Raw genomic sequence first — 24,835 nt, forward strand, 5'->3', positions numbered from 1 at the left:
ACATGAGCCAACTGAAAAAGTCATGGGTGGACAGCGCGAACTCTGCCGAGACCCCCTTTCCCCTGAACAATCTGCCGTATGGTGTATTCTCGACCGCCGATAGCGAGCCGCGTTGTGGTGTCGCCATCGGGGATATGATCCTTGATATGCAGGCCGCTGAAGAGGCTGGCCTGATCGAGATCGGGGACGAGCCCGTTTTCGACGTTCCCTTCTGGAACGAGCTGATGGAGCTGGGTTCGGACGCATGGGCCGCCCTGCGTGCCCGTCTGGAGCAGTTGCTGGCCGAAGGGTCGACCGAGCGTGACGCGGTTGAACCCCTGCTGGTTGCCCAAGCCGAAGCCGAACTGCACATGCCGTTCCTTGTCTCGGAATACACTGACTTCTACGCCGGTCGTCAGCACGCCGCGAACATGGGCGCGATCCTGCGTGGCTCGCCCGATCTGCCCGCCAACTGGCTGCATATTCCGATCGGCTATAACGGTCGTGCGTCGTCCGTTGTGATCTCGGGCACGCCGATCCACCGCCCGAACGGTCAGCGCAAAGCGCCCGACGCCGAGATGCCAAGCTTTGGCCCCTCGATGCGTCTGGATATCGAGCTGGAAATGGGGGCCATTGTTGGCAAACCCTCCGCGTTCGGTCAGCCGATCACCGTAGACGAAGCCGACGACATGATCTTCGGCTATGTGCTGCTGAACGACTGGTCCGCCCGCGATATCCAGGGCTGGGAATACCAACCGCTCGGCCCGTTCCAGGGTAAAGCCTTCGGCACCTCGATTTCCCCGTGGATCGTCACCGCCGCCGCTCTGGAAGAGTTCCGCGCCCCCACGCCGGAACGCGAGAAAGAGCTGCTGCCCTATCTGGATGGCACCAAAGACGGTCTTTACGACATCGAGCTTCAGGTACTGATGCAGCCCGAAGGCGCCGACAAGGCAAGCGTTGTGGGCGAAACCAACTACACCCGCATGTATTACTCGGCCGCCGAACAGCTGTGCCACCACGCGATTGGCGGCTGTGCGATGAACGTGGGCGATCTGCTGGGATCGGGTACGATCTCGGGTCCGACGAAGACTGAATATGGCTCGCTGATGGAGATGAGCTGGGCAGGCCGCGAGCCCTTCACGCTGGATACTGGCGAAACCCGTACATTCATTGAAGACGGCGACACCCTGACCCTGCGCGGTGCCGCCAAAGGTGACGGCTTCCAGATCGGCTTTGGCGATTGCGTCGGGCAGATCCTGCCTGCCGTTAGCTGGCCCAAGTAAATGGCGGTCTGGGCATCATCCCCCTGCGCTTTGCCATTCGAGGATCGCCTCGGATGGTACCAGCAGCATGATGATGTTCAGCGCCAGTCCATCGCGGATCAGGAAGGTGGTCAGCACTTCAAAGCCCACGATGATCAGGATGCTGAGCCAGACGGGCAGACGAAGTGCCAGCCAGAAGCCAAGGAACATGGCCGCCAAATCCGCGGCCGAGTTCACCACGCTGTCGCCCCAATATTCGCCGGACACGGTGAACTCGCGATAGCGCTGGATCACGGCTTCGGTGTTTTCGGCCACCTCCCACGCGCCCTCGATGATGGTGGACACCAGCAGCCGCCAGCCAAGGGTAAAGCGGCGCATGAAAAGGAAGGTCGCGCCGTAGAACAGGATGCCGTGGATCAGATGGCTGGGGGAATACCAGTCCAGCAGATGCTGCGAGCCCTGACCGCTGTCATCTCCGGCATACCACAGCAGGGTATAGCCGCAGGGACATGAGAAATTACGACCCATTGCCAGCAGGGTGACCAGCGTGGCGACGGACACAAACACAACGCCCCAATAGGGCAAGAAACGACGATCAAACATAAGGGCAAGGGATCACCAACCCGCGCGCTTGTCCAGAAAGGAAAACCGGACCATGGCAAAGGCATTCGCGTCGCAAGGCGACATGACCGAAAAGAAAATCACCTTCGACCAGATCGGTGACGGGCTGTATGCCTTCACCGCCGAGGGCGACCCGAACTCGGGCGTGATCATTGGCGATGACAGCGTCATGATCGTTGAAGCTCAGGCGACCCCGCGTCTGGCCAACAAAGTGATCGAATGCGTGCGTTCGGTGACCGATAAGCCGATCAGCCACTTGGTTCTGACCCACTATCACGCCGTACGCGTGCTGGGTGCATCGGCATATGGTGCGGATCAGATCATTATGGGTGACCAAGCCCGTGCGATGGTTGTGGAACGCGGTCAGGAAGACTGGGACAGCGAATTCCAACGCTTCCCGCGTCTGTTCGAAGGCCACGAATCAATCCCGGGCCTGACCTACCCGACCACCACGTTCTCGGATGACATGACCGTCTATCTGGGCAACCGCCGCATCGACCTGATGCATCTGGGCCGCGCCCACACGTCGGGCGATATCGTGATCCACGTGCCGGACCAGAACGTCATGTTTACCGGCGACATCGTAGAAGATCACTCGGCTTGCTATTGCGGCGACGGTCACTTCTCGGATTGGGGCGACACGCTGGACAACATCGCGTCCTTCGACGTGGACGCCATCGCGCCGGGCCGTGGTGGAGCACTGATCGGCAAAGAAGCCGTCGAGCGCGCCATCGAAAGCACCCGCGACTTCGTTTACAGCACCTACGCCCCGGCCGCCAAAGTGGCCGCCCGTGGTGGCTCGCTGAAAGAAGCCTGGGATGCTGTCCGCGCCGAGTGCGATCCAAAATTCGCAGACTATGCCATCTACGAGCATTGCCTGCCCTTCAACGTCGCCCGCGCCTATGACGAAGCGCGCGGCATCGACACCCCCCGCATCTGGACCGCCCAGCGCGATCTGGAAATGTGGGAGGCCCTGCAGGGCTAAGACCTTTGGGGTTCGGCCACGAGGGTCGGACCCCACACGAAACGCGCGCAGCCGGAGGAGAACCCGATGTTCGACGATAGATACACGCTTGCGTACAAGCGCTATCCTTATAAGAAATCTGCCGATCAGGATGCGGCCACGCCCGTGCGCCATCCGGTCGTGGTTATGGGAGGAGGACCCATCGGTGTGGCCACAGCGCTGGACCTTGGCCGCCAAGGCATCCCGACGCTGGTGCTGGACGACCACGAAGGCGTCGGCATGGGTTCGCGCGCGATTTGTTTCGCCAAGCGCTGCCTTGAGGTTGCGGGCCGTTATGGCTGCGGCAAGCCGATGGTCGACAAAGGCGTTGTGTGGAACATCGGTAAGGTGTTCAACAAGGACGATCAGGTCTTTGAATTCAACCTTCTACCCGAAGAAGGTCACGAATACCCCGCCTTCATCAACATGCAGCAGCCCTATTATGAAAGCTTCCAGCTGGACCGCTTTGAAGAGCTGCAGAAGGACGGCGCGCCGATCGAAATTCGCGGCAAGAACCGCGTGGATTCGGTCGAGGTCCATGACGATTACGTCACCTTAAATATCATGACCCCGGACGGCCCCTATACAATCGAAGCCGATTGGCTGATTGGCTGTGACGGGGCATCCTCGCCCCTGCGCACGATGCTGGATCTGGACTTCACCGGGAAGGTCTTCCAAGACAGCTTCCTGATTGCTGACATCAAGATGAAGAACGACGATTTCCCGACCGAGCGTTGGTTCTGGTTTGAACCCACCCATGGTGGCGGCGCGTCGACCCTTTTGCACAAGCAGCCCGACGATGTCTGGCGCGTTGACTTCCAGATCGGCTGGGATGTCGACCGCACCGAAGAGATGAAAGAGGAAAACATCCGCCGTCGTCTGGACGCCTTCCTTGGCGAAAACGTGCAGTACGACATGGTCTGGTCCTCGATCTACACGTTCCAGTGCAAGCGCATGGACAGCTTCCGCCATGGCCGCGTGTTCTTTGCCGGGGACGCCGCACACCAAGTGTCGCCCTTCGGCGCACGTGGCGCAAACTCGGGCATGCAGGACGTGGACAACCTGGGTTGGAAACTGGGCATGGTTATGCGCGGTGAAGCACCCGACAGCCTGCTGGATACCTACAACTACGAGCGTATCCACGGCGCGGATGAGAACATCCTGAACTCGACCCGTTCGACCGACTTCATCACTCCGAAATCAGAGATGAGCCGTGTCCTGCGTGATGCTGTTCTGGACCTGTCCGAGAAGCACGAATTTGCCCGCCCGATGGTGAACTCGGGTCGCCTGTCGGTGCCCTGCACCTATGATGGCTCGCCGCTTAACTCGGCCGATGCGCTGGACGGTCCCGCGCGGTCGCGTCCCGGTTCGGTCTGCCCTGATGCGCCGCTGGGGGATGACTTCCTGCTGAACAAGCTGGGCGACAAGTTCATCCTGCTGACCATCGACGCTGACGCCCCCGACATGATCGAGGAAGCCGGCATCAAGGTCGAGCGTCTGGCCCTGTCGACTGCTGACGACAAGACGGGCGCTCTGCGCGAGCGGTACTTGGGTGACAACGACAAAGCCGTCTATCTGATCCGCCCGGATCAGCACGTCGCGGCCCGTCGCCCCAGCTTTGATGAAAACCAGATCCGCGCCGCGATCCGTCGCGCCATCGGTAAGGAGTAAGCCCCATGACTGATCTGATCCTGACCCCGAACATCGACGGTGTGGACGATTTCTATGCCGAGCTCATCGCCGCGCATGAAGGTCTGTCGAAAGAAGACAGCGACGCCCTGAACGCACGCCTTGTGCTGGTTCTGGCCAACCACGTGGGTGACCGCGAGGTGCTGAGCCAGGCTCTGAAAGCGGCCGAGAAGTAAGGCTGAACTTTCAGTCTGTGGACACAAGAAGGGCCCGTGCATATCTGCGCGGGCCCTTTCGTTTGCTTATTCTGCTGCGACCGCGCTGGGATCGGCGGTGGTACGCAGATACGGCAGCTTGATGTCGATCTCGCCAAATTTCTCTTTCGCGGCCTCATCGCTGAGCGACAGGGCGACGATGACGTCCTGACCTTTGACCCAGTTCGCCGGGGTAGCGATCGGTGTGTTGAAGGTGGCCTGCAGGCCGTCCAATGCGCGCAGCACCTCGGCGAAGTTGCGGCCCACCGACATCGGGTAAGTCATGACCAACTGCACCTTCTTGTCAGGCGAAATGATAAAGACCGACCGGACCGAGGCGCTGTCAGCCGCAGTGCGCCCGTCGGGCAGATAGGCTTCGGCGGGCAACATGTCGAACAGCTTCGACACGGCCAGATCTTCGTCTGCGATGATCGGGAATCCTGCTTTCGCGCCCGAGAAGCCTTCGATGTCGGCTTTCCACGACACGTGCTCTTCTGCGCTGTCGACGGACAGGCCAATCACCTTGGTGCCGCGCTTTTCCCATTCATCAGCCAGTTGCGCGACGGCGCCGAACTCGGTCGTGCAAACCGGGGTATAGTCTTTCGGGTGCGAGAAAAGGATGGCCCAGCTGTCGCCAATCCAGTCATGAAATTTGATTTCGCCCTGATCCGTTTCGGCAGTGAAATTCGGCACGATATCGTTGATGCGCAGTCCCATTCGTCGTTCTCCTATAGATGTAAATTCTGCTTAAAGAACAGGTAGGTTTCTTGGCTCAGGATGAAAGTCTGGTGCGACAGTTTGATCCAACTTGATTTCATCTGAATAATTTGATCAAATTATGATTCCACGGGTTGCGCAACCCGCGCCACGGTGCCACAGTGCCCGCAAACCCGTCCAAGGAGTCAGGAATATGATCGAGAAACGCGACTTTTACATCAACGGCAAATGGGTCGCCCCAGCCGCCGCCAACGATTGCAATGTGATTGACCCTTCGACCGAAGAGGTCTGCGCGGTCATCTCGCTTGGTGATCAGGCGGATACGGATGCCGCCGTGGCCGCCGCCAAGGAAGCCTTCAAGACCTGGGGCTTTTCATCCAAGGCCGAGCGTCTGGAGCTGATCGAGAGCATTCTCGAAATCTACAACCGTCGCGCGGAAGATCTGGCCCAAGCCATGAGCCTTGAGATGGGTGCGCCGATTGACCTGTCGCGCAGCTCGCAAGTGGGCGCGGGAAGCTGGCACATCAAGAACTTCATCCGTGCCTTCAAAGATTTTGAATTCGACAAGATGCTGAGCGAGCGTGCCCCGAACGACCGTCTGCTCTATGAACCCGTTGGAGTAACCGCGCTGATCACACCGTGGAACTGGCCGATGAACCAGGTGACGCTGAAGGTTGTGGCTGCCGCCGCCGCTGGCTGTACCATGGTTCTGAAACCTTCCGAAGTCGCGCCGCTATCCTCGATCGTCTGGTCCGAGATCATGGACGAAGCCGGCACCCCTGCTGGTGTCTACAACATGGTGAACGGCGATGGTGTGGGCGTTGGCAGCCAGCTGACCTCGCATCCTGACGTGGACATGGTCAGCTTCACTGGTTCGACCCGTGCAGGCATCGCGATTTCGAAAGCGGCCGCCGACACGATCAAACGCGTAGCGCTGGAACTGGGCGGCAAAGGGGCCAACATCCTGTTTGAAGATGCGGATGAGAAAGCCGTGAAGCGTGGCGTGCTGCATATGATGCAGAACACCGGTCAAAGCTGTAACGCGCCGTCGCGCATGCTGGTCCAAAGCTCGATCTATGATCGTGTGGTTGAAGAGGCCGCCGAGGTTGCAAACAAGGTGCAGGTCGGTCCCGCATCCGAGGAAGGCCGCCATATCGGCCCCGTCGTGAACGAGCTTCAGTGGAACAAGATCCAGGATCTGATCCAGAAAGGCATCGACGAAGGCGCGCGCCTTGTGGCCGGTGGCACCGGGCGTCCTGACGGTCTGAACAAAGGCTACTTTGTGAAGCCCACCGTCTTTGCCGACGTGACCAATGACATGACCATCGGCCGCGAGGAAATCTTCGGCCCGGTTCTGTCGATCATGAAGTTCGACACGGAAGAAGAAGCCATCGAGATCGCGAATGACACCGTCTATGGCTTAACCAACTACATCCAGACGCAGGACGGCGCCCGCGCCAACCGCGTGGCCCGCCAGATGCGCTCGGGCATGGTCGAGATGAACGGCACCTCGCGCGCGGCAGGCTCGCCCTTTGGCGGCTACAAGCAGTCCGGCAACGGGCGCGAGGGCGGCATTCTGGGGATCGAGGACTTCTTGGAAGTCAAAGCCGTGTCGGGCTGGTCGAACGACTGACCCGAACCACAGACTGAACACATGCACCCCCGGCCGGTCCGGGGGTGTTTTTTGTCCAGATCGTTTGATTTCAATCATAGCTCGCGCCGCTGCCACATGGCTGTTACATCTTTGGTATGAATGCATAACCCAACGCGCGACACAGGAAGGGGCATATGACCGATACGCTTGGAAAGCTGTTCGGCTATTTGGGCGGGACCGCCCGTGACCTTGCTCCGATCCTTCTGATCGTGGGCTTCTTCCAGCTTGTGGTCTTGCAGCAACCGATTGACAATATTGGGCAATTCGCACTGGGCTTCCTGTTCGTCCTGTTGGGCCTGACGGTGTTCATCCGCGGACTCGACATGGCGCTGTTTCCACTGGGCGAGGCGTTGGCGAATGCGCTGGCCCTGCGTGGTTCACTGCCACTTTTGGTCCTCTTTGCCTTCAGCCTTGGCTTCGGTACCACCGTCGCCGAGCCCGCCCTGATCGCTGTAGGCGCCGAGGCCGCGACTGTCATGTCCGAGGCGGGCGTGATTGGTCAAAGCGAGGCCGAACTGAGTTTCATGGCGACCGCTCTGCGCTATACCGTGGCCGCGTCCGTCGGCGCATCACTGGTCTTGGGCGTCTTTCGCATCCTGATGGGCTGGCCGATCCAATGGCTGATCATCGGAGGCTACATCTGTGTGGTGGTTCTGACTCCCATCGCCCCGCGCGAGATTGTAGGGATCGCCTATGACAGCGGGGGCGTCACGACCTCGACCATCACGGTGCCGCTGGTGACGGCGCTGGGTGTCGGTCTGGCTTCCGTCATCAAGGGCCGAAACCCGATGATCGACGGGTTCGGGCTGATCGCCTTTGCCTCGTTGATGCCGATCATCTTCGTGTTGTTGTTCGGATTGGTGGTGGCGACATGATCACGATCCTGACGGACCTTTTTTGGACCTTCCTGAGCGTTGTGCGCGACGTGCTGCCGATCGCGGCGGTGCTACTCTTGTTCCAGCTCGTCATCCTACGCAAGCCGATCCCGCATCCGCAGAAGGTCGCCGTGGGCATGTTCTACGTGCTTCTAGGGCTGGCGCTGTTCCTGTCAGGGCTGGAGCTTGCCCTGTTCCCGCTGGGCCGCGAGATGGCCGCACAACTGACCGACCCGTCCTTCCTTGGCATCGAACCCGGCGGTGTCGTTCAATGGCTGGACTATTACTGGGTCTATATCTTCGCTTTCGCCATCGGCTTTGCGACGACCATCGCCGAGCCGTCCCTGATTGCCGTCGCCTTGAAGGCGCAGGAGGCCTCGGGTGGCGCGGTCAAGGCGAATGGGCTGCGGATCGCTGTGGCCTTTGGGGTTGCTATCAGCCTTGCGGTGGGGACGTTCCGTATCGTGACGGGTACGCCGCTCTATCAATACATGATCGTGGGCTATGTGATCGTGGTGATCCAGACGCTGATGGCGCCGCGCATGATCATTCCGCTGGCCTACGACAGCGGCGGGGTGACGACCTCGACTGTGACGGTGCCTTTGGTGGCGGCCCTTGGGCTGGGCCTTGCCAGCACCGTGCCGGGGCGCAGCCCCCTTCTGGATGGGTTTGGCCTGATTGCCTTGGCCAGCCTATTTCCCATGATTACCGTGATGGGCTATGCCCAAATCAGCAACTGGCTGTCGCGCCGCAAGGCCGATCAGGACAGCCAAGGAGAGAACCATGAAGTTTAAACTGATCATTGTGATGACACAGGATGAACTGACGGACACCGCCATCGAAGCGGCCCGCGAGAAAGGCGCAACCGGGTGTACCGTCATCACCTCGGCGCGGGGCGAAGGGTTGAACCCAACAAAGACCTTCTTCGGTCTGACTGTGGGCGGTCAGCGGGATGTGATCCTGTTTCTGGTCGAAGAACACCACAGCCGTCTGATCCTTGAAAGCATCGGCGCGGCCTGCCGTTTTGACGAAGATCCCGGCACCGGGGTCGCCTTCCAGTTGGATATCGAGGATGCGATTGGTCTGTCGGGTCAAATCGCCTCGATCCAAGAGGAAATCAGCAAGGAGGACTTGTGATGGACGAGAACACGAAAAAGGTCCGGGATGTGATGCAGGGCACGATCTATATGATCAGTGGTCTGGCAACTGTGCGCGAAGCTGTGAACGAGATGGAGGCCAAGGGCGTCACTGCGCTGATCATAGAACGGCGGCACGAAGATGATGAATACGGCATCGTCTCGATCGATATGATCGCTGAACGGGCGATCGCGCTGAACAAGTCGCTGGACCGCACCAATGTCTACGAGGTGATGGACAAGCCCGCCCTGACGGTCTCGGACCACATGGCGGTTAAATACGCCGTGCGTCTTCTGTCGCGTCTGGATCACCGCCGCGCCTTGGTGATCGAGCACGGCAAAGCTTGCGGGCTGGTGACGCTGCGCGACATGGTGCTGAGCTATGCGAAGGCGCAAGACAGCTAACACGCCCTTGAGCATCTCAAACGAAAATGGCCGGCATAATCGCCGGCCATTCGCATATTCAGACTAAGCGGTGTGGCTTAGTTCGCGTTCATGCGGTCGTTATGCTCGCGCAGGGTGTCCGAGATGATGGCGTACCATTCACCCGACTCACGCATCTCGTTCAGACCTTTGTTCATCATGGCGACGTACTGACGGCCGAACGGGTTGGTGCGGTGCACAAGGAAGGCCAGCGACGACAGGGTCGACACGAAGGGGTTCTCGACCAGATCGTTCTGGGTCAGGCCCATTTCGCTCATTGTGTCAGCAGCGAGCTGAACTTCGAACGAAGCAGCGTCGGCGGTGCCGTTCAGAACGGCGTCCAGACATTCACGCGCGGTGGTCGGGCGGACCACATTCACGTTGTCTGCGTTCAGACCTTGCTCTTCAAGGTCGATCATGCTCCAGCCGTCCATACGGCAGATCGTGGCGCCTTCAAACTCGGCGAAGGTGGTCGCGTTGACATATTGGCTTTCCGGCAGAGTGTAGAAGCCGCGTACGGTGTCATAGACGGGCACGGTGGCGTAGAACTGCGTGCAGCGCGTGGTGGTTTCTTCCGACCATTCATAGGAACGGTTGGTACAGTCGGGCATGGTCCAGGCAACCGACACGTCGAATGCGCCCAGCGGCAGCAGCGTGCTGAGGTGCGCGCCCCAGTCATCCACGAAGCTAACCGAGTAGTCGCGCGAGTTGCCGGCGCGGTGCAGGCTGGTCGTCGCGATACGGGTCATGAAGCCACCGCCGTTCAGCGATTCGTCGGTGAAGGGGGCCCAGCCGTTGCCGGTGACCAGACGGATCGGAGGCTCATAAGCGTTCGAACGGCGGGTGTTCTGGAAACGGTTTTCCTCGGCCGCGATCACTTCCTGTGCCGAACGACCGTCGGGCAGGCTGCCATCCTCACAGGGCATGGCCAGCACCAGACCCGGTTCCAGGTCGTTGGGGTTGCTGACGATGTTGCGGTTCGCGTTGAAGATCTGCTGGTAGTTCGAAGTGCCATAGGCGGTGATGGCGATGGTCGCCAGCGTGTCACCGTCGGCTACGGTATAGTTGGTACAGGCCTGCTGAGCGCTTGCCATACCGGCCGACAAGGCGACGGTAGCGGTCGTCGCGATTGCAAGCTTCTGTGCAGTTTGTTTAAACATTTCCTATCCTCCAGGTATTCTTATCGGCCCGGAAAGGCCTTAGCTATTTTCCATTTGATGGCGCAAAGCGGTGGACACGATGTCCCGCCATTCGCCAGATTGTTGCATGATGTCCAAACCCCGGTTCAGGATCTCGAGCACAGCTTCCCCGTCGGGATTGTCCACATGGGTCATGACGTTCAGACCCTTGATCGCTGCAAGGTTGGGGTTTTCGATGATTTCGTCCGTGTAGCCGAGGCGGCTGATGGCCTCGACGGCGAGGTGCGCTTCGATGGCGACGATGTCGACAGTGCCGTTGGCAACGGCGTCAAAGCAGGCGTCGGGTTCTGTAGGCCGGACCAAGGTGATGGCCGGTTCATACAGGCCAACCGCGTCCATGTGGCTGAGCGACCAGCCTTCGGGACGGCAAATCGTGGCGCCCGCGAAGTCTGCGTGGCTCATGGCGGTTTCGTAGCCCGAGCCATTGCGCGCGAAATAGGTGTCGACCACCTCGTAGAACGGGTTCGAGAAGTTATAGGTCTCGCAGCGCGCGCGGTCGCTTGACGACAACCCGTCCGCGTCTTCGCAATTCGGGCGCGACCACGGGAATGTGCCGTCGAACGCAAGGGTCGGCATCAAAAGGTCCAGATGCGAGTTCCAGTCGTTCACGAACTGGATCTTATAGGCCTGTTCCGGCGCGGCACGCAGAAAGGCGGTTTCAACCAGCTTGGTATAAAGCCCGCGGTTGGGCAGCGCTTCGTCGGTGAAGGGTGAATAGTTTCCGCCGGTGATCAGCAGAATCTGGCGCTCGTCCACGGGCGAGGTGCCCGGCTTGGCGGCCTTGCGGATCAGTGCAGCCCCTTCGGCGCGGGCAGCTTCGATCGCAGCAGCGGCGTCAGCTTTCGCGGCCGCGACAGCCTCGGCGGTGGCTTTCTGCGCTTCTGCGATGGCGGCTTCGGCGCGGGCTTCGGCTTCGGCGATCAGCTCTGCCGACATCTCGCGTGCCATCTTCTCGGCTTCGGTCAGATCTGCGGTGTTGGCTGCCGAACGGTTCGTCGGGCAGGGGATCTTCAGAGTCATGCCCACGCGGATGATGTTGGGGTCTTTCCCAATGGCATCTTTGTTCGCGTTATAGATCTGACGGAAATCCGTGCTGCCGAATACACGCAAAGAAATCTCGCGCAGGCTGTCGCCGCGTTCGACCACATAATTCGAGCAAGCCTCTTGAGCAACGGCGGAACCAGCCATTGCAGTTAGGGCGAGACCAGAGGCGAAGAAGAGGTTTCTCATATTTGTCGTGGGTCCTCAGTTAGAAGCGTGGTTTCAAATATTCAGGGGTTTGATCACAGCGATCGTGATGTTGTCTTGGTCCGGATGGGCCTTGGCGCGCAGGGCCTGCACAAGGGCCACGGCAAGGTCGCGGGCGGGATTGTCTTTGTGAGCGATGGCAAGAGACTGGATCTGGTCATCGTCCAGATACTGAAGCCCATCGCTGGCCGCCAAAATCACGTCGCCCTTGGCCAGTTCGACCGGCGCGTCCGGGCAATCCAGCTTGGGCACAGGCGCGCCCATGATGACCGAGGTCAGCTGATTGCGGTCGGGATGGGAGCGGGCCTCTTCCTCGGACAGGGTGCCATCTGACACCTGCGCGTCGATCATCGGGGCCATCGAGTGGTCCTCGTTGATCTGCATCATGAACCCGTTACGACACAGATAGAGCGGCGAATCCCCGACGGACACCCAGTTCAGATGCTTGCCGCGCAACAGAACGCCCAGAAGGGTGGACCCCATACGCAGGTCAGAATCGCTTTCCTCAAGATAGGCCGCCACGGCATCGTTGGTGCGCAGCGCGATTTGCGTCAGGTTTTCCGTCACCTGATCATCCGCGCAGCCACCGTTTTCCAGAAGGCCATCCAGTTCCGTCTGCCACGTAGCCTTCACCAGGCCCGAGGCAACGTCCCCGGCATCGTGTCCGCCCATGCCGTCCGCGACGACGACATATCCCGAATCCAAGGCATCGAAGAAACGCGCAGCAATTGCGTCTTCCTGCGTGTCACGTTTGCCCTGATCCGCCACGAGGGCGATGTCATATGCCGGGTTGGCCAACATGCTTAGGCGTCCTGCCAGTCAAAGCTGTCGTCGCAGAACGCGACAAAGCGCAAGGTGGTGTCGCTGATGCGGATCATGTCGCCATTCGACAGGGGAACAGTGCTGAGCACCGGACCACCGTTCAGGCGCACCAGATTGGCCTTGCCTCCGTGACCCAGATAGCAGGTGCGGTCTTCAGCGTTGTAGGCCACAACCGCATGCCCGGCGCGCGAGATGCCATTGTCGCCAAAGTCCAGCTGAACCGCCTGATCGTCGTTGCGACCGATCTGCGCCAGACCTTCCACCAGCGCAAAGCTGGTGCCGCGACCCGGGCCTTGGGTGATGACCAGCCAGCCCACCGGGAAGGAGTTCTGCGCGACCACCTGCTTGGCGACCGGAGCGGCCTCCATGCTTTCTTGCACGTGCGAGTCAGGGCGTTCGAAGCCCAAGAACGTGGTTTTCACACGCTCGCTGCGGTCCGCCGCGGGGGCGGGGGCAGCGGGGGCCGGTACGGGCTCGGGCGCGATCTCGGCTTGCGGGACTTCGGCCACTTCCAGTGTTTCGGTCATCGCGATGCCAGGGGTGCGTCCGGGCAGATCTTCGGCCAGAATCGTGTTCACGATGGCATCCGCATCCGCGTCTGCGGCGTCGTTTTCAACAGCAGGGGCAGGTTGGGCCGCCGGGGCAGGCTCGACCTCTGGGGCTGCTTCGGCCACGGGGGCCTCTTCGACTTCGATCGGGGCGATCTCTTCGGCCGCAACCGGTGCGATGTCTTCAATCGGCGCGATATCCTCGGCGCGGATTTCGTCGATCTGGATGTCTTCCACGGGTTCTTCCGCGACCGCTTCGGGCTCGGCTTCCGTGGTCTGGTTCCCTCCGGCCAAAGCTTGTCGAAGGGCGTTCAGGTCCGCAATTGGCTCTTCCGAGGCTTCGTCACGATCTTCCTCGTGCGATTCGTCCTTGTTTGCGTGTTTAGCGCTACCTTCAAGCAGCCGGCTCAGCGGGCTTTTATATTTGAACATGGCAACTTCACCTTTCACTCTCTTCGCCAAGACTGGGGCTTGGTCTGTGACGTCTCATTCCAGCCGGACAGTACGCCCAGACAGAGTTTGATGTGGATACTCGGTTACTTGCTAAATACTGCGGCGGATCCAACATCCGCCCGGGCGCGTCGGCCCGCAGAGAACACTTTCTGGCAGTCAGTTCATTGGGTCGTGTCAGGTTCTCCCTGCAAGTTGCATGGTGACCTGAACCTCGGCGCCGTTGCGCAGGGCAGTCAGGCGTGCTTGGGACACACCGTCGGCGACAAGGGTTTCAAGAATACGATCAAGGCTTTGGATGGCGTTGATCTGCTGGCCGGTCGTGTCTTCCGACAACAGGATGTCGCCTACACGTAGGTCGCCGGCAAAGCCTTCGGGCAGGCGCGTGACACGCACGGTCCAATTGCCGTTGTCTGCAGTGTTTGAGGTCAGCGTAACGCCGTTCTCAAGACCGAAGAAACGGATCGCGGGCAGCGCAAGCAAGCCGTTTACCGGCAGCGCACTGCCATGCTTGCGATAGCGAGCGGCAACGCGGATATAGCCATCTGGGTCAACCTTCACGTCGTCCAGAACGCGGTTCACGAAGCTGGCGCTGCTGGTAACCGGGTCGCCATTGATCGTGAAGATCACAGTCCCACGAGAGACCCAGTCACCGATGATCGACATATCCCGCTTTGTATCGACGCCTGAAATCGCGACGGCGCTGCCAGTGGATAGGCGACGTTCACTGGTCGCGAAGGGGAGTTCGACATCCCAGTGACCGAACGCGATTTGCTGTTCCAGCAGATCCGCGGCCGCAACCGGGGTCGGAGCCGGGGCGGGTGCCTCGGTGATCGCAGTTTCCTCGGTGGCGGGCTCTTCGGTCGCAACAGGAGCCGTTTCAGCAACGGGTTCAGCTTCCGGTTCTGCTGCGGGTTCGGGTTCTGGCGTCGCCGGTGCCGGAGTGACAGCGGCCACTTCGACCGGTGCCGCAGTGTCAGCCTCGTCCGAGCCGCTGAAGGCGAAGTATCCGCCCGCGCCAAGCACCAGAAGCGCGACGACGCCAGCGATGGCCTTGCCGCCGCCGCCCGAACTGCTTTTGACAACGGTGACCGACGGATCGCTTTCCGGTTGCGCTGGCGTTAGCCCTTCGGACTTCGCGGTCGTCGCGACATCATCATCGCTGGACAGCAGCGCAGTGACGATCGCCTCGGCGTTCTCGTTGTCCGCTTTCTTATCTTCCGGGCGCTCCAGCGCCACGATGACCGAGCTGGGGCGATAGCCGAATTCCTCGAACACAACGGTCGGTCCGCGGAACATGCGCAGCCATTCCAGCGCCGATTGCGGGCGGTTCACGATGTGCACTTCCATTGCCTTGTCCAAGGCGCTGAGGAAGCCTTCGGGATAGCCCTCGAAGCGGCCCGACAGCGGAACATAGGGGTCGTCTTCGCCTGCGTTGAACGCATCCAGACGCGACTTGCCGTCGATCGGGCGCTCGCCGCTGATGGCGTGGTACAGCGTGGCGGCCAGCACATACAGGTCGCTGGTTGCGTCCTGATCGGCGCCACGCGCGTAGAATTCATGCGGAGAATATCCGTCTTTGATCACCCGCAGCGTCAACAGCGCCGCCGAGCGGTTCGCCGCCCGCTCGCGCGCCGCGCCGAAGTCGATCAGAACCGGCTGGCCGTCTTCGTCGATCAGGATGTTGTCGGGCGAAATATCGCGGTGCAGCATCCCGTTGTCGTGGATGAACGACACAGCCGACAGCATCTTTTCCGTGACCTTCACGATGAAGTCCGGCGTCACGTCGTTGTTTTTATCTTGAACGTAATCAAGCAGATCGCCGCCATTGATCAGGTCCATCGCGATATAGGCGGTCTGGTTGTCTTCGAAGACCTGATGCACGTTTACGATGTTCGGGTGAACCAGACGCGCGTGGTTGCGGGCTTCCTGAATGAACAGCCCGATGATCGATCGCAGATCTTCTTCATAGGCGGGGTCCGAGGCCTCGACATTGTTGCCGACACGGCGGCACAACGCGCCCGGAAAGCATTCTTTGATGACGACATTCCGGTCCAGACTGTCACGCGCCAGATAGGTGATGCCAAAACCACCGTTGTTCAGAAAACGAAGGATCTCGTACTGGTCGCGCAGCAGTTTTTCACCGGGCTGCAACGCCGCAATCTGGGGGGGTTCATTTGTCTGCCCCGATGCCTGATTCTGGCTCATTTAGTCTTACCTGCGTCTTTTTTTTCTGGCAGTGGGATTTCCCAACCGCGGGATCAATTTAACAAGGTAAATTCAACCGGCGGTGCCACTGAAGTTAGACTTAGGAATTGAGACCAAACTGTGGCACCCGCATGGCTTCGCTATGACTCGGGGCGACAAAGTTGGGGATGTTACCTCTTTGTTGCTGATTCGAAGAAGGTGTGCAGGGCGGTAGCTGTACGAAGGGCGAGGAATCCACAACGATCACGGTAAATCCGCTAGGAATCCGCGGGACATGAGAACGGTGATTCCGCTAAAGGTTGAGGCGATTCTGTGGATAACTTGAAGGAAGCCGCAGCTACGCGTCTTTGCCGCGGGTTCCGGCCCAAGACAGGTTGTCGCTCAGCTGGGTCATCACCTTCAGGACCGTCTCGGTCGCGTGCGGGGTGTCTTCGAATTGCATCAGGGTTAACAGGTCCGACGCGTTCTCGAACTCGCCCACGATCCACTCGGCCGAGGAGTCGATGCTGCTGCCGGGGTCCAGTTGTTCGGTGAAGTCATCGACCAGCTCTTGGCAACGTTGCAGCAGGTCAGTGATTTCAAGATCAGGGGTGTCGCGCAGTTCGGTCAGCAACTCGCGCAATGCGTCTTTCCAGTCGTCCAGCAAGGGGTTTTCCAGATCGGTGTCTTCCGGTTCTGGTTCAGGCGCAGCCACAGCCGTTTCCGCCGCAGCGGCCGCCGCCGCCGCGACAGCTGCCGCGGCTTCTTTCAGGTCGGCCCCGGCGGGCTCTTCTGCCACGCCCAACGCGGCCAGCGCCGGGGTGAGTGTGGTCTCAAGGTCTTGGCGGGCTTTCTCAAGGTCCCGCGTCTTGCGCGTGGCGGCCAGCCCCAGAACACGCTGCGCCAGATCTTCACCGCCGCATTCAGCCCAAAGGTCGAAATCCGGCTCCGGTTCTTGCGCCATCGCCTGAACGGCGACGGGCGTCCCGATGGGCACAACGGCTTGGAACATCCCTTCGCTGTCACGCTCTAGATGCGGCACCAACCGGGGCAGAGATTCCCGTACGGACGTAAGGTCGGTATGGGTCAAGGCCAGCAGGCTGTTGTCCTGAAGGTCTTTCGAAACATGCGACCACAAGAACCGTTCCGTTTCCCGCCACGCATTGGTGCCGTTGGTGCACCAGATCGCGCAATCAACGAATTTCAGCAGCTCAAGCGTCTGCTTATAGCTTTCATCCAGAGCGCCCGAGCCGGGCAGGTCAAACAGCACGAGTTCTTGCAAGGCATCAGACGGCAACCCGACCGAGATGAACTCGGGGTCGTACCCGGCCGCTTTTTCCAGATCGACGCCGGGAAAGGTTTCAGGGGTCTTTTCCCACCAGCCGACCGTGGTTTCAGGTTCGGCGGCGTATTTCACGATCACCAAGGGCAGCTTCAGGTGCTGCGGACCGGTGGGCAGAATGTCGGTGCCTGCCAGCATGTTCGCCAGACTGGATTTCCCCGCCCCGAATTCGCCCGCGAAGCCGATGGTCACGGCGCTGGTCAACTGTTCGATATGGGCCTGCGCCAAACTGCGCATGCCATCCAGCGGAGCCGATCTTGGCGCGGCCTCGGTCTTCGCGAGAAACGCTTTCAGTTGACCAAGAACTGATTCTGTTTCTGGAAAGTTGATCACGTTACCGCCTCGAGTTGCTGTACAGGTTCGATACCCTCTTCGAACAACTCTTCCAACTCATTTGCAAGCCTCTTGGCATTTTCCAAGGCGGCGTGTGCATCAGGACGCGATGCGGTTTGGGTTGCGTCCAGCTCTTCAAAGCGGGTCGCAAGTACGGCCAGATGATGCTCCATCACCGTGTTCAGACGGCTTGTCAGATCCAGGTGGAACTGGTTCACAAGATCGGTTGCGATGGACTGGAACTCGTGCGTGATCATCTGTTCGCCGCGATTGACGACGGATTGTTGTTTCAACAGACGGGCCAGCCACGAGACGCGCAATTCTACCGTGATGCCGCGGGTTAGGATGCTGGTGTCGGGGCGGTACCAGCGCAGCGCACTGGCATCCACGTTCAGCGGCGCGTCGGCGGTTGCGGCACCGTTTTCGGCCAAAGCCGCGTTCGATTGCATGTCCAACGCGAACAGCTCGTTCAGCATTTTCTGGCGCTGGGCATGGGCTGCGTCCAGCAACCGCTCGCGCATGGTCTGGCGTAGCGCGCCAAAGTCCAGCTCGGTCGCGCCACCCGCTGACAAAAGCGGCGATACGCCATCCTCGCCCCGCACCACGGTCGAGACGGTCGAGCGCACGATGGCATCAAGTTCTTGCCGTAACGCGGCCATGTCGGTCTCGGCGCCCGTGGTCAGGCGATCCTTGGTATCGAGCACAAGCTGGCTAAGCTGCGCGCGGGTTTTGTCTTCGGTCCGTGCAAAGTGGGCTTCTGCGGTGTCGTCGTCGACGATCTTCAGATGCACGCGGCGCCGTTCCAGTTCACTGTTGGCGAAGTTGCGCAGATGCTGGGCGGCGATGTGAATGCGTTCGCTACGCGGCCCCATCGACATCTCGCGCATGACGTGGCTGCGCAGGTCCGGCAGGCCCGAGGCAATCATCGCGGCCAAACGCAGCGCGCTTTCGGCGGCACCTTCTTGCTTGGTTTGCTTCAGCCGTTCAACGCCCTCAAGGAAGCGCTGCATTTTCTTCGGATGGGCCTTCAGCCACGCCAGAATCTGGTCGTGGTCAATGCCGGTCGCGTCCCCGGTCAGCGCATAGTGGGCCCATTGCGCGCTGCCCATCAGTACGGTCATGCGGCTGCTGTCCAACGCGCGCTCAAGTCCTGCGTGGACATCGGCATGCACGCTGGCGGCATCCTCGACCCCGCGGTTCAGCTCGTCCACCCGGTTCACAAAGACCACCATCTGCCCCAGCTCTAGCGCCTGCATCAGTCGGAACAGTTTCAGGTCTGCCTGCGACAGCGCCTGATGCGCAGACAGGACCACGACGAAGAAGTCGGAGTTGCGCAAATACTGGTGCGAGATCTCTTCCCGGATCAGCAGCGGGTCATTGATGCCCGGCGTGTCGGTCACCGTGACAGGGAACGAGAAATGGCCCTGCTCGAAAAACACCTCGGCCTTGCGGGTCAGATCGCTGTAATAGGGCGCCGCTGTGCCGTCGGTCTGCGTGGGTTCGTCTTCGGGATCGGCGCCAGCGCTGACATAGCGGGCCAGATCGTCCTGCGTCAGATCTTCCAGGTCATGGGACGTGCCCAGCAGGTCTTCGTACCGATCTCCAAGTCGCGCCTTCGCCCGCGTCTTCATCGCCTCGATCTGCTCTTCGATGATCTGGCGCTTATAGTTGTCTTCCGCATCCGGAAGCAGGTCGCGGATTTCGTCCCCCTCGGACAGAAGTGCCTGCCATTGGGCGTTGTCGAAGAAGTGGAAAATGCCCCCGTTGGTGCGCCCGGATGGGTGCCCGAAATGCATGTCGGTCACAACAGTGGTCCACGGGTTTACATCCGATGGCAGGAAATTCGCCTGCCCGGTAAAACCATTGATCAGACGCGATTTGCCCGCCTTGATCTGGCCCACGAAAGCGACGCCGGGTTTTAACGATTTGAGGTCCGTCAGGATGCGCGAAATGAACGGCTTGGCTTCATCGCTAGCCGTTTGCGACATCTGTTCGGCGATCCGAACCAGCTCCTGTCGGCGTCCCTCGTCCATAATTTTTTTCCAACTCGTTATTCAAAGCAAACTGCAAACCCAAATCCCAACGTGGGAAGCGGGCGTTTCATAGTATTCAGCTAAAATTTTCGTTCGAAGTCAATGATTTCCACAATTGTACGGCCGAACCCAACCTACGCGTGTGGTGGGCCGTCATCGTCGTGGAATCGGTGTCGCGGCAAATGGTCAAACTGGGCATATCCTGCCCCTGCGCCCGCAAGATAATCAGCTGCGGACCCGAATCTTCTTCGCCGCTGTCGGCATCCCACGCGGACAGGTCTTCCATCAGCTGCTGAACGGCGTCCAAATTCTCGGTCAGGATCCCGTCTGGACCGGCAACCGTGGCGTCTGCATGGTTTACCAAGATCCGCAGATCGCTGACCTTCGTTGCGTTCTCGAAAAACTGGGCGGCGATGCTGTCACCGATATCGCTGGGCGTGGGGGCAGTCGGTTCCGGCGCTGGAGTCGCGTGCTTGGCGACGGGAATCTCGACCTCGGCCTCGATGGCTTCCGGGCCCGAGGGTTCCGACGGCGTGGGCGGCGGGCTCATCGGTTCCAGCGCGCTGATGGCGGCGTCGATGTCAGACATTTTCAGACCCGTGGCGACGATGTCTTCGCCATCCTCGGGCGGGTAGCTGGTCACGCGCACGCCCGAGCCAGAACATACCATGCTGAGGATTTGCGCCACGTTCTGGGCCGTGGTTTCTGGCGGGGTGGCCTGCACCCCGTCCATCACGGCCCCGGTCATGTCGGCCACGCGACCTTTGCTGACCGCCAAAACCACCCCGTCATCCTGATCATTTGTGATCTCGACGATGCGGGGCAAAAAGGTTGTCCGCACGACAGCCAGCGCCGCCATGCTGCGGGCTTCGGGTGTGTCTTGAGACAGGGAAATGCTTTGGTTGCGCCGGGGGTTTGCCTCGTCCACGATGCGTTCGAGCTGATCAAGAATGTCGGATTGGATCACAGTCATCTTTATCTACACCGCAGCCGAGATGAGTTTCAGGTTCGCCGCGGATTTGGCCAAAGCCAGCCCGACATTCGCGCTGTCGTCCGAGACATAGCAGATCAGATGGTCCGGCTGATCAGGCCGCCTCAGCAACAAATACAGGCGCTTGCCCGAACAGATCGCAATCTCGCCAAATCCCGCGCCCTGGGTGTTTCCGCCCGAAAGCAGCTCTTCCACGGCGCGCACACCGCGCCCCATCAGCAGGCTGGCGATCGAGGTCGACATGGCTTCCAGCGCGGCGATGCTGTCATCATCGCGCCCCTGCACACCCAGAAGAAACCCGGTCTGCATGTCGACATAGCCGGCCGCGACGCAGTTCGGAACGGTTTGCATGCCCGCTGAAAGCGCGTCGTCCAAGGACAAGGTCGCGTCAGCCAAAGTGGTGTTATGTATCATCTGTTTTACAGTACGTGCCAGACAGTGTCGCTGTCAGAGGCCGTGTCGCTTAGGGATTGCAGGGAGCCTTCAGACTGTTGCGCGTGGTGATCACGGGCGCGGTTGTCAAAATGCGTCAGGAAATTCACGATCTCCTCGTGCAAATCATCCGGGTGGTCGATTTTTTCTAGGGTCGACAGGTGTTCGGACCATGCCTCTAATGCACTCAGTGGCTTGGTTTCCGGCATGCTGAAGACGGGCTGGTTTGCGGCTAAGGCGATGGCTTCGGCAGACGGCGCAGCCTCGGCTTCTTCCGCATGATCTTCATATTCCTGCCCGCGATCCGACACCAAATCGGTGATCGACGCGATCAGATTTTCCGTGTCTTCGGCGCCGGTCTCGTCGCTCTCGGAGGCGTCGACAGGTGCCGGTGGGTCGTCGGTGGCGGCCGCGTCCAGAAGTTCAAGCGGTTCACTGTCTTCGGCCTCGTCAGCCTCGACCGTTGAGCCTACCTCGTCCTCGATCTCGGCGACGTCTTCGTCGCCCCACTCCGACGTGGGCTCGGCGGCGATTTCCTCGGGCTGTTCGGGGATCTCATTCACCAAGGTCAAGGTGTCGGACTTGTCCTCCTCCGCATCTGCGCTATCGGCAACATGGAAGACGGATTTCAGATCTTGCCTGTCTTGGTCGTCGGGCGTGTCGGTGTGCACCTGCGCGCGCAACTTGTCGGCTTCGTCCGCCGCAATGCGCTGGCGGGTCTCGGTCGTGTCTCTGTCCCGCGCCGCCCGGCGCGGGCGGGCAGGGCGGATGTTAACCACGTTCGAGGTTTCTGGCGCCATCGGAGCGGGCGCTGGATCGTCCGCGACGGACATAACCGGCGGGCTCCAGATCCGGGTCGAGGTCTCCTCGCCCAGCTGCAGCGCATCAATCGCTTGCTCTTCGGTCGAGCCGTCTATCTGATAGCGCGCCAGCATCTCGGCGCGTGCGGCCATGATGTCGGCGGTGATGGTCAGGAAGTTGTCGACCAGCTTGCCGCCGCCGCTTCCGGTCCACAGGTGGGCCTTATCTTCATTGTCGCGGGCAATGATCGCATCGCGGGCGGAAATCATGATCGTGCGGCGGAACATGTCGCCCGCTTCACGATTGATCCGGCGCAGCACCTTGGCCTGATCCGTTTCGTTCAGCGCGTCCGCACGCGTCACCAGCAGAAGCGAGTTTTGACGCAGGCGGTTGGGCAGCGAGGCCCACGTCGCGCGTTCGGTTTCACGCCAGGCTTGGGTCGAGTGAGTACACCACAGCACGCCATTGGCCTGTCCAACCGCACGGCGCCAAACATCTTCCGAAATCTTCGGGTCCGAGATGCCGGGCGTGTCGATCAGGTCCACGGCTTCCAGAATGTCGGCTTCCAGATAGACCCGCACGAAATGCGCGCCCTGCACGCCGACTTCGCCAATCTTGCTTAACTCAATGGTCTCGCGACTGCCGTCCAAGTTCTGTACATAGGAGGGCTTGTTGCCCCACGAGAACCAGATGGGTGGCAGTTGCGTTGCCGTGACCTGCGTGGGCAGGGTTTCTTTCTTCAACAGGAAGTTCAGAAGCGTGGATTTACCTGCGCTGAATTCGCCCATCAGGGCGAAGACCGGTTTACGGTGCGACCAGCGCTTTAGACGTTTCCATTGCTCTGCTGTGACAATGCGCGGGGGAATGTGATCTTTCATTGTATCAGGCCGCCTCGGTGCCAAGATCCTTCAGGATGTCTCCCAAAAGTTCATCCGGGGTTTTCGCGGCCTTAAGGCCAGCCGCTTTCAAGGCTTCTTCGTCCATCTGCGCTTGCGCCGATTGCGAAATTCCCAGAAGTGTTTCTTGCTGCTCTACCATGAATTCTGCCAGCGACGCGCGGACGTTTTCCAACACGGCTGCGATCTGGTTTTCTTCGATGTCCTTGGTGATCGAGCTGGCCTCGGACGCCACAAGCCGGGTGTAATCCGCAGCGTAGGAAGCGGCACCCCGGCGGCGTTGCCACCAGCGACGCCACCATGTGCTTTGCAGGTCCAGCGCGATTGTGCGGCCAATGGCAAGGGGAGGCGGGACGTTGGGCACGATCGGCGGTTCGATCGCGAACTCGCCCAGATGCTGGCCCAGCATGTTGCGGTACACGGCCTCGATATCATGGGCTGCAGAGGCGTACAGCGCGCCCACCTCTTTGCGCATTGCGCGCGCGAAGTTGAAATAGGCGGATTTTTGAAGCGCGCGGAATCCGGCGGGATCGTATTGCCATGTACCGTCTTCGCCATGCTGCTCGATATGTTCAATCAGCGATTCGGTTGCGCGTTTGATGAAGTTTTCTTCGGTGCGCGCCAGCCGCTGCATCACCTTATCGCGGAGTTTCCCGGTCAGCTCGGTCGCGCGGTGTTCATAGTCGTTTGCAACGGTTCGGATCGCGTCTTCCGGCGTTTTGCCGTCCAGATCATAGACCATCGTGCCCGTGTCAGTCAGCGTCTTCGCGACCGAAGTCGCGCGGATCTGGCTGGCCATGTTGCGGGCCCGATTGCGGACCTTGTTGCACAGGCGTGCGCCTGCGCCTTCGGCGATGCGTTCGTTGATCGACAGCAGCAGGTCCGGCAGACCCGACAAAGCCCAGATATGTTCCAGCTCGATGTTTTCGCTGTCGAACCCGGCAGCCACGCACAGCTTGTTCAGCGACGATGCTGCGTGATCAGTCAGCATGCTCGAATCGCCCGTTAGCGCAGCTTCACCCCACAGGGCGCTGCCAAAGATCACACCCGCTTCGGTGTTGATGCTGCTTTGCTTCAGCATCTCGGTCACGCGGTCGCGGATTTCCGGGACTTCGCGCACCGGGTCATGCAGTTCGTCGATGCGGTTGATGAACAGGATGATCTGGCGGTTCTCAAACTGCGAGATCATGCGCATCAGCGCCAGATCCATCGTGGTCAGGGCTTGGCTGGCGGCCATCACGACCACGCAGACCTCGGACCCGCGCAGGCTGCGCAGGGTGATCTGCTCGCGGACCATGAAGGTATCGTTCACACCCGGCGTGTCGCTGAGGTTGATCGCCATCGGGTATTGCGGGATGTCCAGATACAGCTCGGCCGTTTTGGTCACATCCGCGAAACGTCCGCTGTCGGCGCTGATATCCGGATCGTCTTCGTCACCCATGCAGACATAGCGCTGCACCAGATCGTCGTCGAAATAGTCATACGAGTGGCTTTGACCCATGATCAGGTCGAAATGCTTGCCCAGACGCTCTTCCGAGCGGGCTTTCATATCTTCAACCTGTTTGCGGATGTCGTCCATTTCGTCATCCGCACCGGCACGGTGGGCCAGTTCGCCCAGACGCCCGCCACCGGCGGTCAGGTTCTGCCATTCGTCGTGGTCGAAGAAGGTAAACTTGGCTTTCGTGTCGCCCGGCGTACGGGTGTTCACGTGCAAGGTGGTCGCGACCGAGGTCCACGGGTTGACGTCCGACGGCAACAGACCGGGGCGTCCTGCCATGATGTTCACAAGCGACGACTTGCCCGCCTTGACCTGACCCACAAATGTCACGTTTGCGGTGAATTCGTCCATCCGCGATTTCAGTTTGGCCAGCCGGGCCGAACTGCGTGCGTCCGCAATTGCCGTCAGCTGGTCAATCGTCGCGTTCAACCCGCCGAACGCATCGTTCAGCGGGTCCAGTGCTTCGTTGCCTGTTGCGAGTAGGTGTATGTTTCGTGCCATG

At 60.2% G+C, this 24,835-nt stretch carries 22 protein-coding genes; 9 read left to right on the forward strand and 13 right to left on the reverse strand.

Annotation, left to right across the window (positions count from 1 at the left end; all coding sequences use genetic code 11):
* Positions 1-2: 2 nt before the first annotated feature.
* Complete coding sequence (gene fahA, locus Q0677_RS02820; RefSeq protein WP_298905608.1) at positions 3-1,262, forward strand: fumarylacetoacetase; 1,260 nt, start codon at positions 3-5, stop codon at positions 1,260-1,262.
* 15 nt (positions 1,263-1,277) lie between these two features.
* Here fahA and Q0677_RS02825 read toward each other — a convergent pair whose 3' ends face one another.
* A complete protein-coding gene (locus tag Q0677_RS02825) occupies positions 1,278-1,844 on the reverse strand; it encodes a DUF2585 family protein (protein WP_298905609.1) in 567 nt (188 codons plus the stop codon).
* A 52-nt stretch (positions 1,845-1,896) separates the two neighbouring features.
* On the opposite strand from Q0677_RS02825, the gene Q0677_RS02830 reads away from it, so the two are divergent.
* From Q0677_RS02830 to Q0677_RS02840, 3 genes are all read left to right on the forward strand, one after another.
* Positions 1,897-2,847 (forward strand): MBL fold metallo-hydrolase, encoded by a 951-nt coding sequence (locus Q0677_RS02830; RefSeq protein WP_298905610.1) that lies wholly within the window; start codon positions 1,897-1,899, stop codon positions 2,845-2,847.
* A gap of 66 nt (positions 2,848-2,913) precedes the next feature.
* Entirely contained in the window at positions 2,914-4,536 is a 1,623-nt protein-coding gene (locus tag Q0677_RS02835; RefSeq protein WP_298905611.1) for an FAD-dependent oxidoreductase, read from the forward strand.
* Positions 4,537-4,541: 5 nt separating this feature from the next.
* Positions 4,542-4,730, forward strand: a complete 189-nt coding sequence (locus Q0677_RS02840) for a DUF2783 domain-containing protein (RefSeq protein WP_133485070.1) — start codon at positions 4,542-4,544, stop codon at positions 4,728-4,730.
* Between the two features lie 66 nt (positions 4,731-4,796).
* On the opposite strand, the gene Q0677_RS02845 is transcribed toward Q0677_RS02840, so the two are convergent.
* Positions 4,797-5,465 carry a peroxiredoxin gene (locus tag Q0677_RS02845; protein ID WP_298905612.1) on the reverse strand — a complete coding sequence of 223 codons (669 nt, stop codon included), beginning with the start codon at positions 5,463-5,465 and terminating at the stop codon, positions 4,797-4,799.
* A gap of 193 nt (positions 5,466-5,658) precedes the next feature.
* Between Q0677_RS02845 and Q0677_RS02850 the strand changes: the two genes are divergently transcribed.
* The 5 genes from Q0677_RS02850 to Q0677_RS02870 all read left to right on the forward strand — a co-directional run bounded on the left by Q0677_RS02850 (position 5,659) and on the right by Q0677_RS02870 (position 9,535).
* Entirely contained in the window at positions 5,659-7,098 is a 1,440-nt protein-coding gene (locus tag Q0677_RS02850) for an aldehyde dehydrogenase family protein (RefSeq protein ID WP_298905613.1), read from the forward strand.
* 155 nt (positions 7,099-7,253) lie between these two features.
* Positions 7,254-7,994 (forward strand): DUF1538 domain-containing protein, encoded by a 741-nt coding sequence (locus Q0677_RS02855; RefSeq protein WP_298905614.1) that lies wholly within the window; start codon positions 7,254-7,256, stop codon positions 7,992-7,994.
* Positions 7,991-8,788, forward strand: coding sequence for a DUF1538 domain-containing protein (locus Q0677_RS02860; RefSeq protein WP_298905615.1), 798 nt, complete (start codon positions 7,991-7,993; stop codon positions 8,786-8,788). Before Q0677_RS02855 ends, Q0677_RS02860 begins: the two co-directional genes overlap by 4 nt.
* Complete coding sequence (locus tag Q0677_RS02865) at positions 8,778-9,131, forward strand: P-II family nitrogen regulator (protein WP_298905616.1); 354 nt, start codon at positions 8,778-8,780, stop codon at positions 9,129-9,131. The genes Q0677_RS02860 and Q0677_RS02865 overlap by 11 nt, the downstream gene beginning before the upstream one ends.
* Positions 9,131-9,535: a CBS domain-containing protein gene (locus tag Q0677_RS02870; protein WP_133485064.1), complete on the forward strand. Its 405-nt coding sequence runs from the start codon at positions 9,131-9,133 to the stop codon at positions 9,533-9,535. Before Q0677_RS02865 ends, Q0677_RS02870 begins: the two co-directional genes overlap by 1 nt.
* Before the next feature lie 77 nt (positions 9,536-9,612).
* On the opposite strand, the gene Q0677_RS02875 is transcribed toward Q0677_RS02870, so the two are convergent.
* From Q0677_RS02875 to Q0677_RS02925, 11 genes are all read right to left on the reverse strand, one after another.
* Positions 9,613-10,713 carry a transporter substrate-binding domain-containing protein gene (locus Q0677_RS02875; protein WP_298905617.1) on the reverse strand — a complete coding sequence of 367 codons (1,101 nt, stop codon included), beginning with the start codon at positions 10,711-10,713 and terminating at the stop codon, positions 9,613-9,615.
* 39 nt (positions 10,714-10,752) lie between these two features.
* A complete protein-coding gene (locus Q0677_RS02880; RefSeq protein WP_298905618.1) occupies positions 10,753-11,940 on the reverse strand; it encodes a transporter substrate-binding domain-containing protein in 1,188 nt (395 codons plus the stop codon).
* 75 nt (positions 11,941-12,015) lie between these two features.
* On the reverse strand, positions 12,016-12,801 hold the full coding sequence (locus Q0677_RS02885; RefSeq protein WP_298905619.1) for a protein phosphatase 2C domain-containing protein: 786 nt from the start codon (positions 12,799-12,801) through the stop codon (positions 12,016-12,018).
* Between the two features lie 2 nt (positions 12,802-12,803).
* The gene (locus tag Q0677_RS02890; protein ID WP_298905620.1) at positions 12,804-13,802 is read right to left on the reverse strand and encodes an FHA domain-containing protein; all 999 of its coding nucleotides are present in this window, start codon (positions 13,800-13,802) and stop codon (positions 12,804-12,806) included.
* 195 nt (positions 13,803-13,997) lie between these two features.
* Complete coding sequence (locus Q0677_RS02895; protein WP_298905621.1) at positions 13,998-16,028, reverse strand: serine/threonine-protein kinase; 2,031 nt, start codon at positions 16,026-16,028, stop codon at positions 13,998-14,000.
* Positions 16,029-16,365: 337 nt separating this feature from the next.
* Positions 16,366-17,682 (reverse strand): dynamin family protein, encoded by a 1,317-nt coding sequence (locus Q0677_RS02900; RefSeq protein WP_298905622.1) that lies wholly within the window; start codon positions 17,680-17,682, stop codon positions 16,366-16,368.
* Complete coding sequence (locus Q0677_RS02905) at positions 17,679-19,715, reverse strand: dynamin family protein (protein ID WP_298905623.1); 2,037 nt, start codon at positions 19,713-19,715, stop codon at positions 17,679-17,681. The genes Q0677_RS02900 and Q0677_RS02905 overlap by 4 nt, the downstream gene beginning before the upstream one ends.
* A 76-nt stretch (positions 19,716-19,791) precedes the next feature.
* Positions 19,792-20,688: a hypothetical protein gene (locus Q0677_RS02910; protein WP_298905624.1), complete on the reverse strand. Its 897-nt coding sequence runs from the start codon at positions 20,686-20,688 to the stop codon at positions 19,792-19,794.
* Positions 20,689-20,694: 6 nt separating this feature from the next.
* A complete protein-coding gene (locus Q0677_RS02915) occupies positions 20,695-21,120 on the reverse strand; it encodes a hypothetical protein (RefSeq protein ID WP_298905625.1) in 426 nt (141 codons plus the stop codon).
* Positions 21,121-21,125: 5 nt separating this feature from the next.
* The gene (locus Q0677_RS02920) at positions 21,126-22,817 is read right to left on the reverse strand and encodes a dynamin family protein (RefSeq protein WP_298905626.1); all 1,692 of its coding nucleotides are present in this window, start codon (positions 22,815-22,817) and stop codon (positions 21,126-21,128) included.
* A 4-nt stretch (positions 22,818-22,821) separates the two neighbouring features.
* The gene (locus tag Q0677_RS02925; protein ID WP_298905627.1) at positions 22,822-24,834 is read right to left on the reverse strand and encodes a dynamin family protein; all 2,013 of its coding nucleotides are present in this window, start codon (positions 24,832-24,834) and stop codon (positions 22,822-22,824) included.
* Between the last annotated feature and the right edge of the window lies 1 nt (position 24,835).

Source organism: uncultured Aliiroseovarius sp. (assembly GCF_947492455.1).
Classification (GTDB): Bacteria; Pseudomonadota; Alphaproteobacteria; order Rhodobacterales; family Rhodobacteraceae; genus Aliiroseovarius.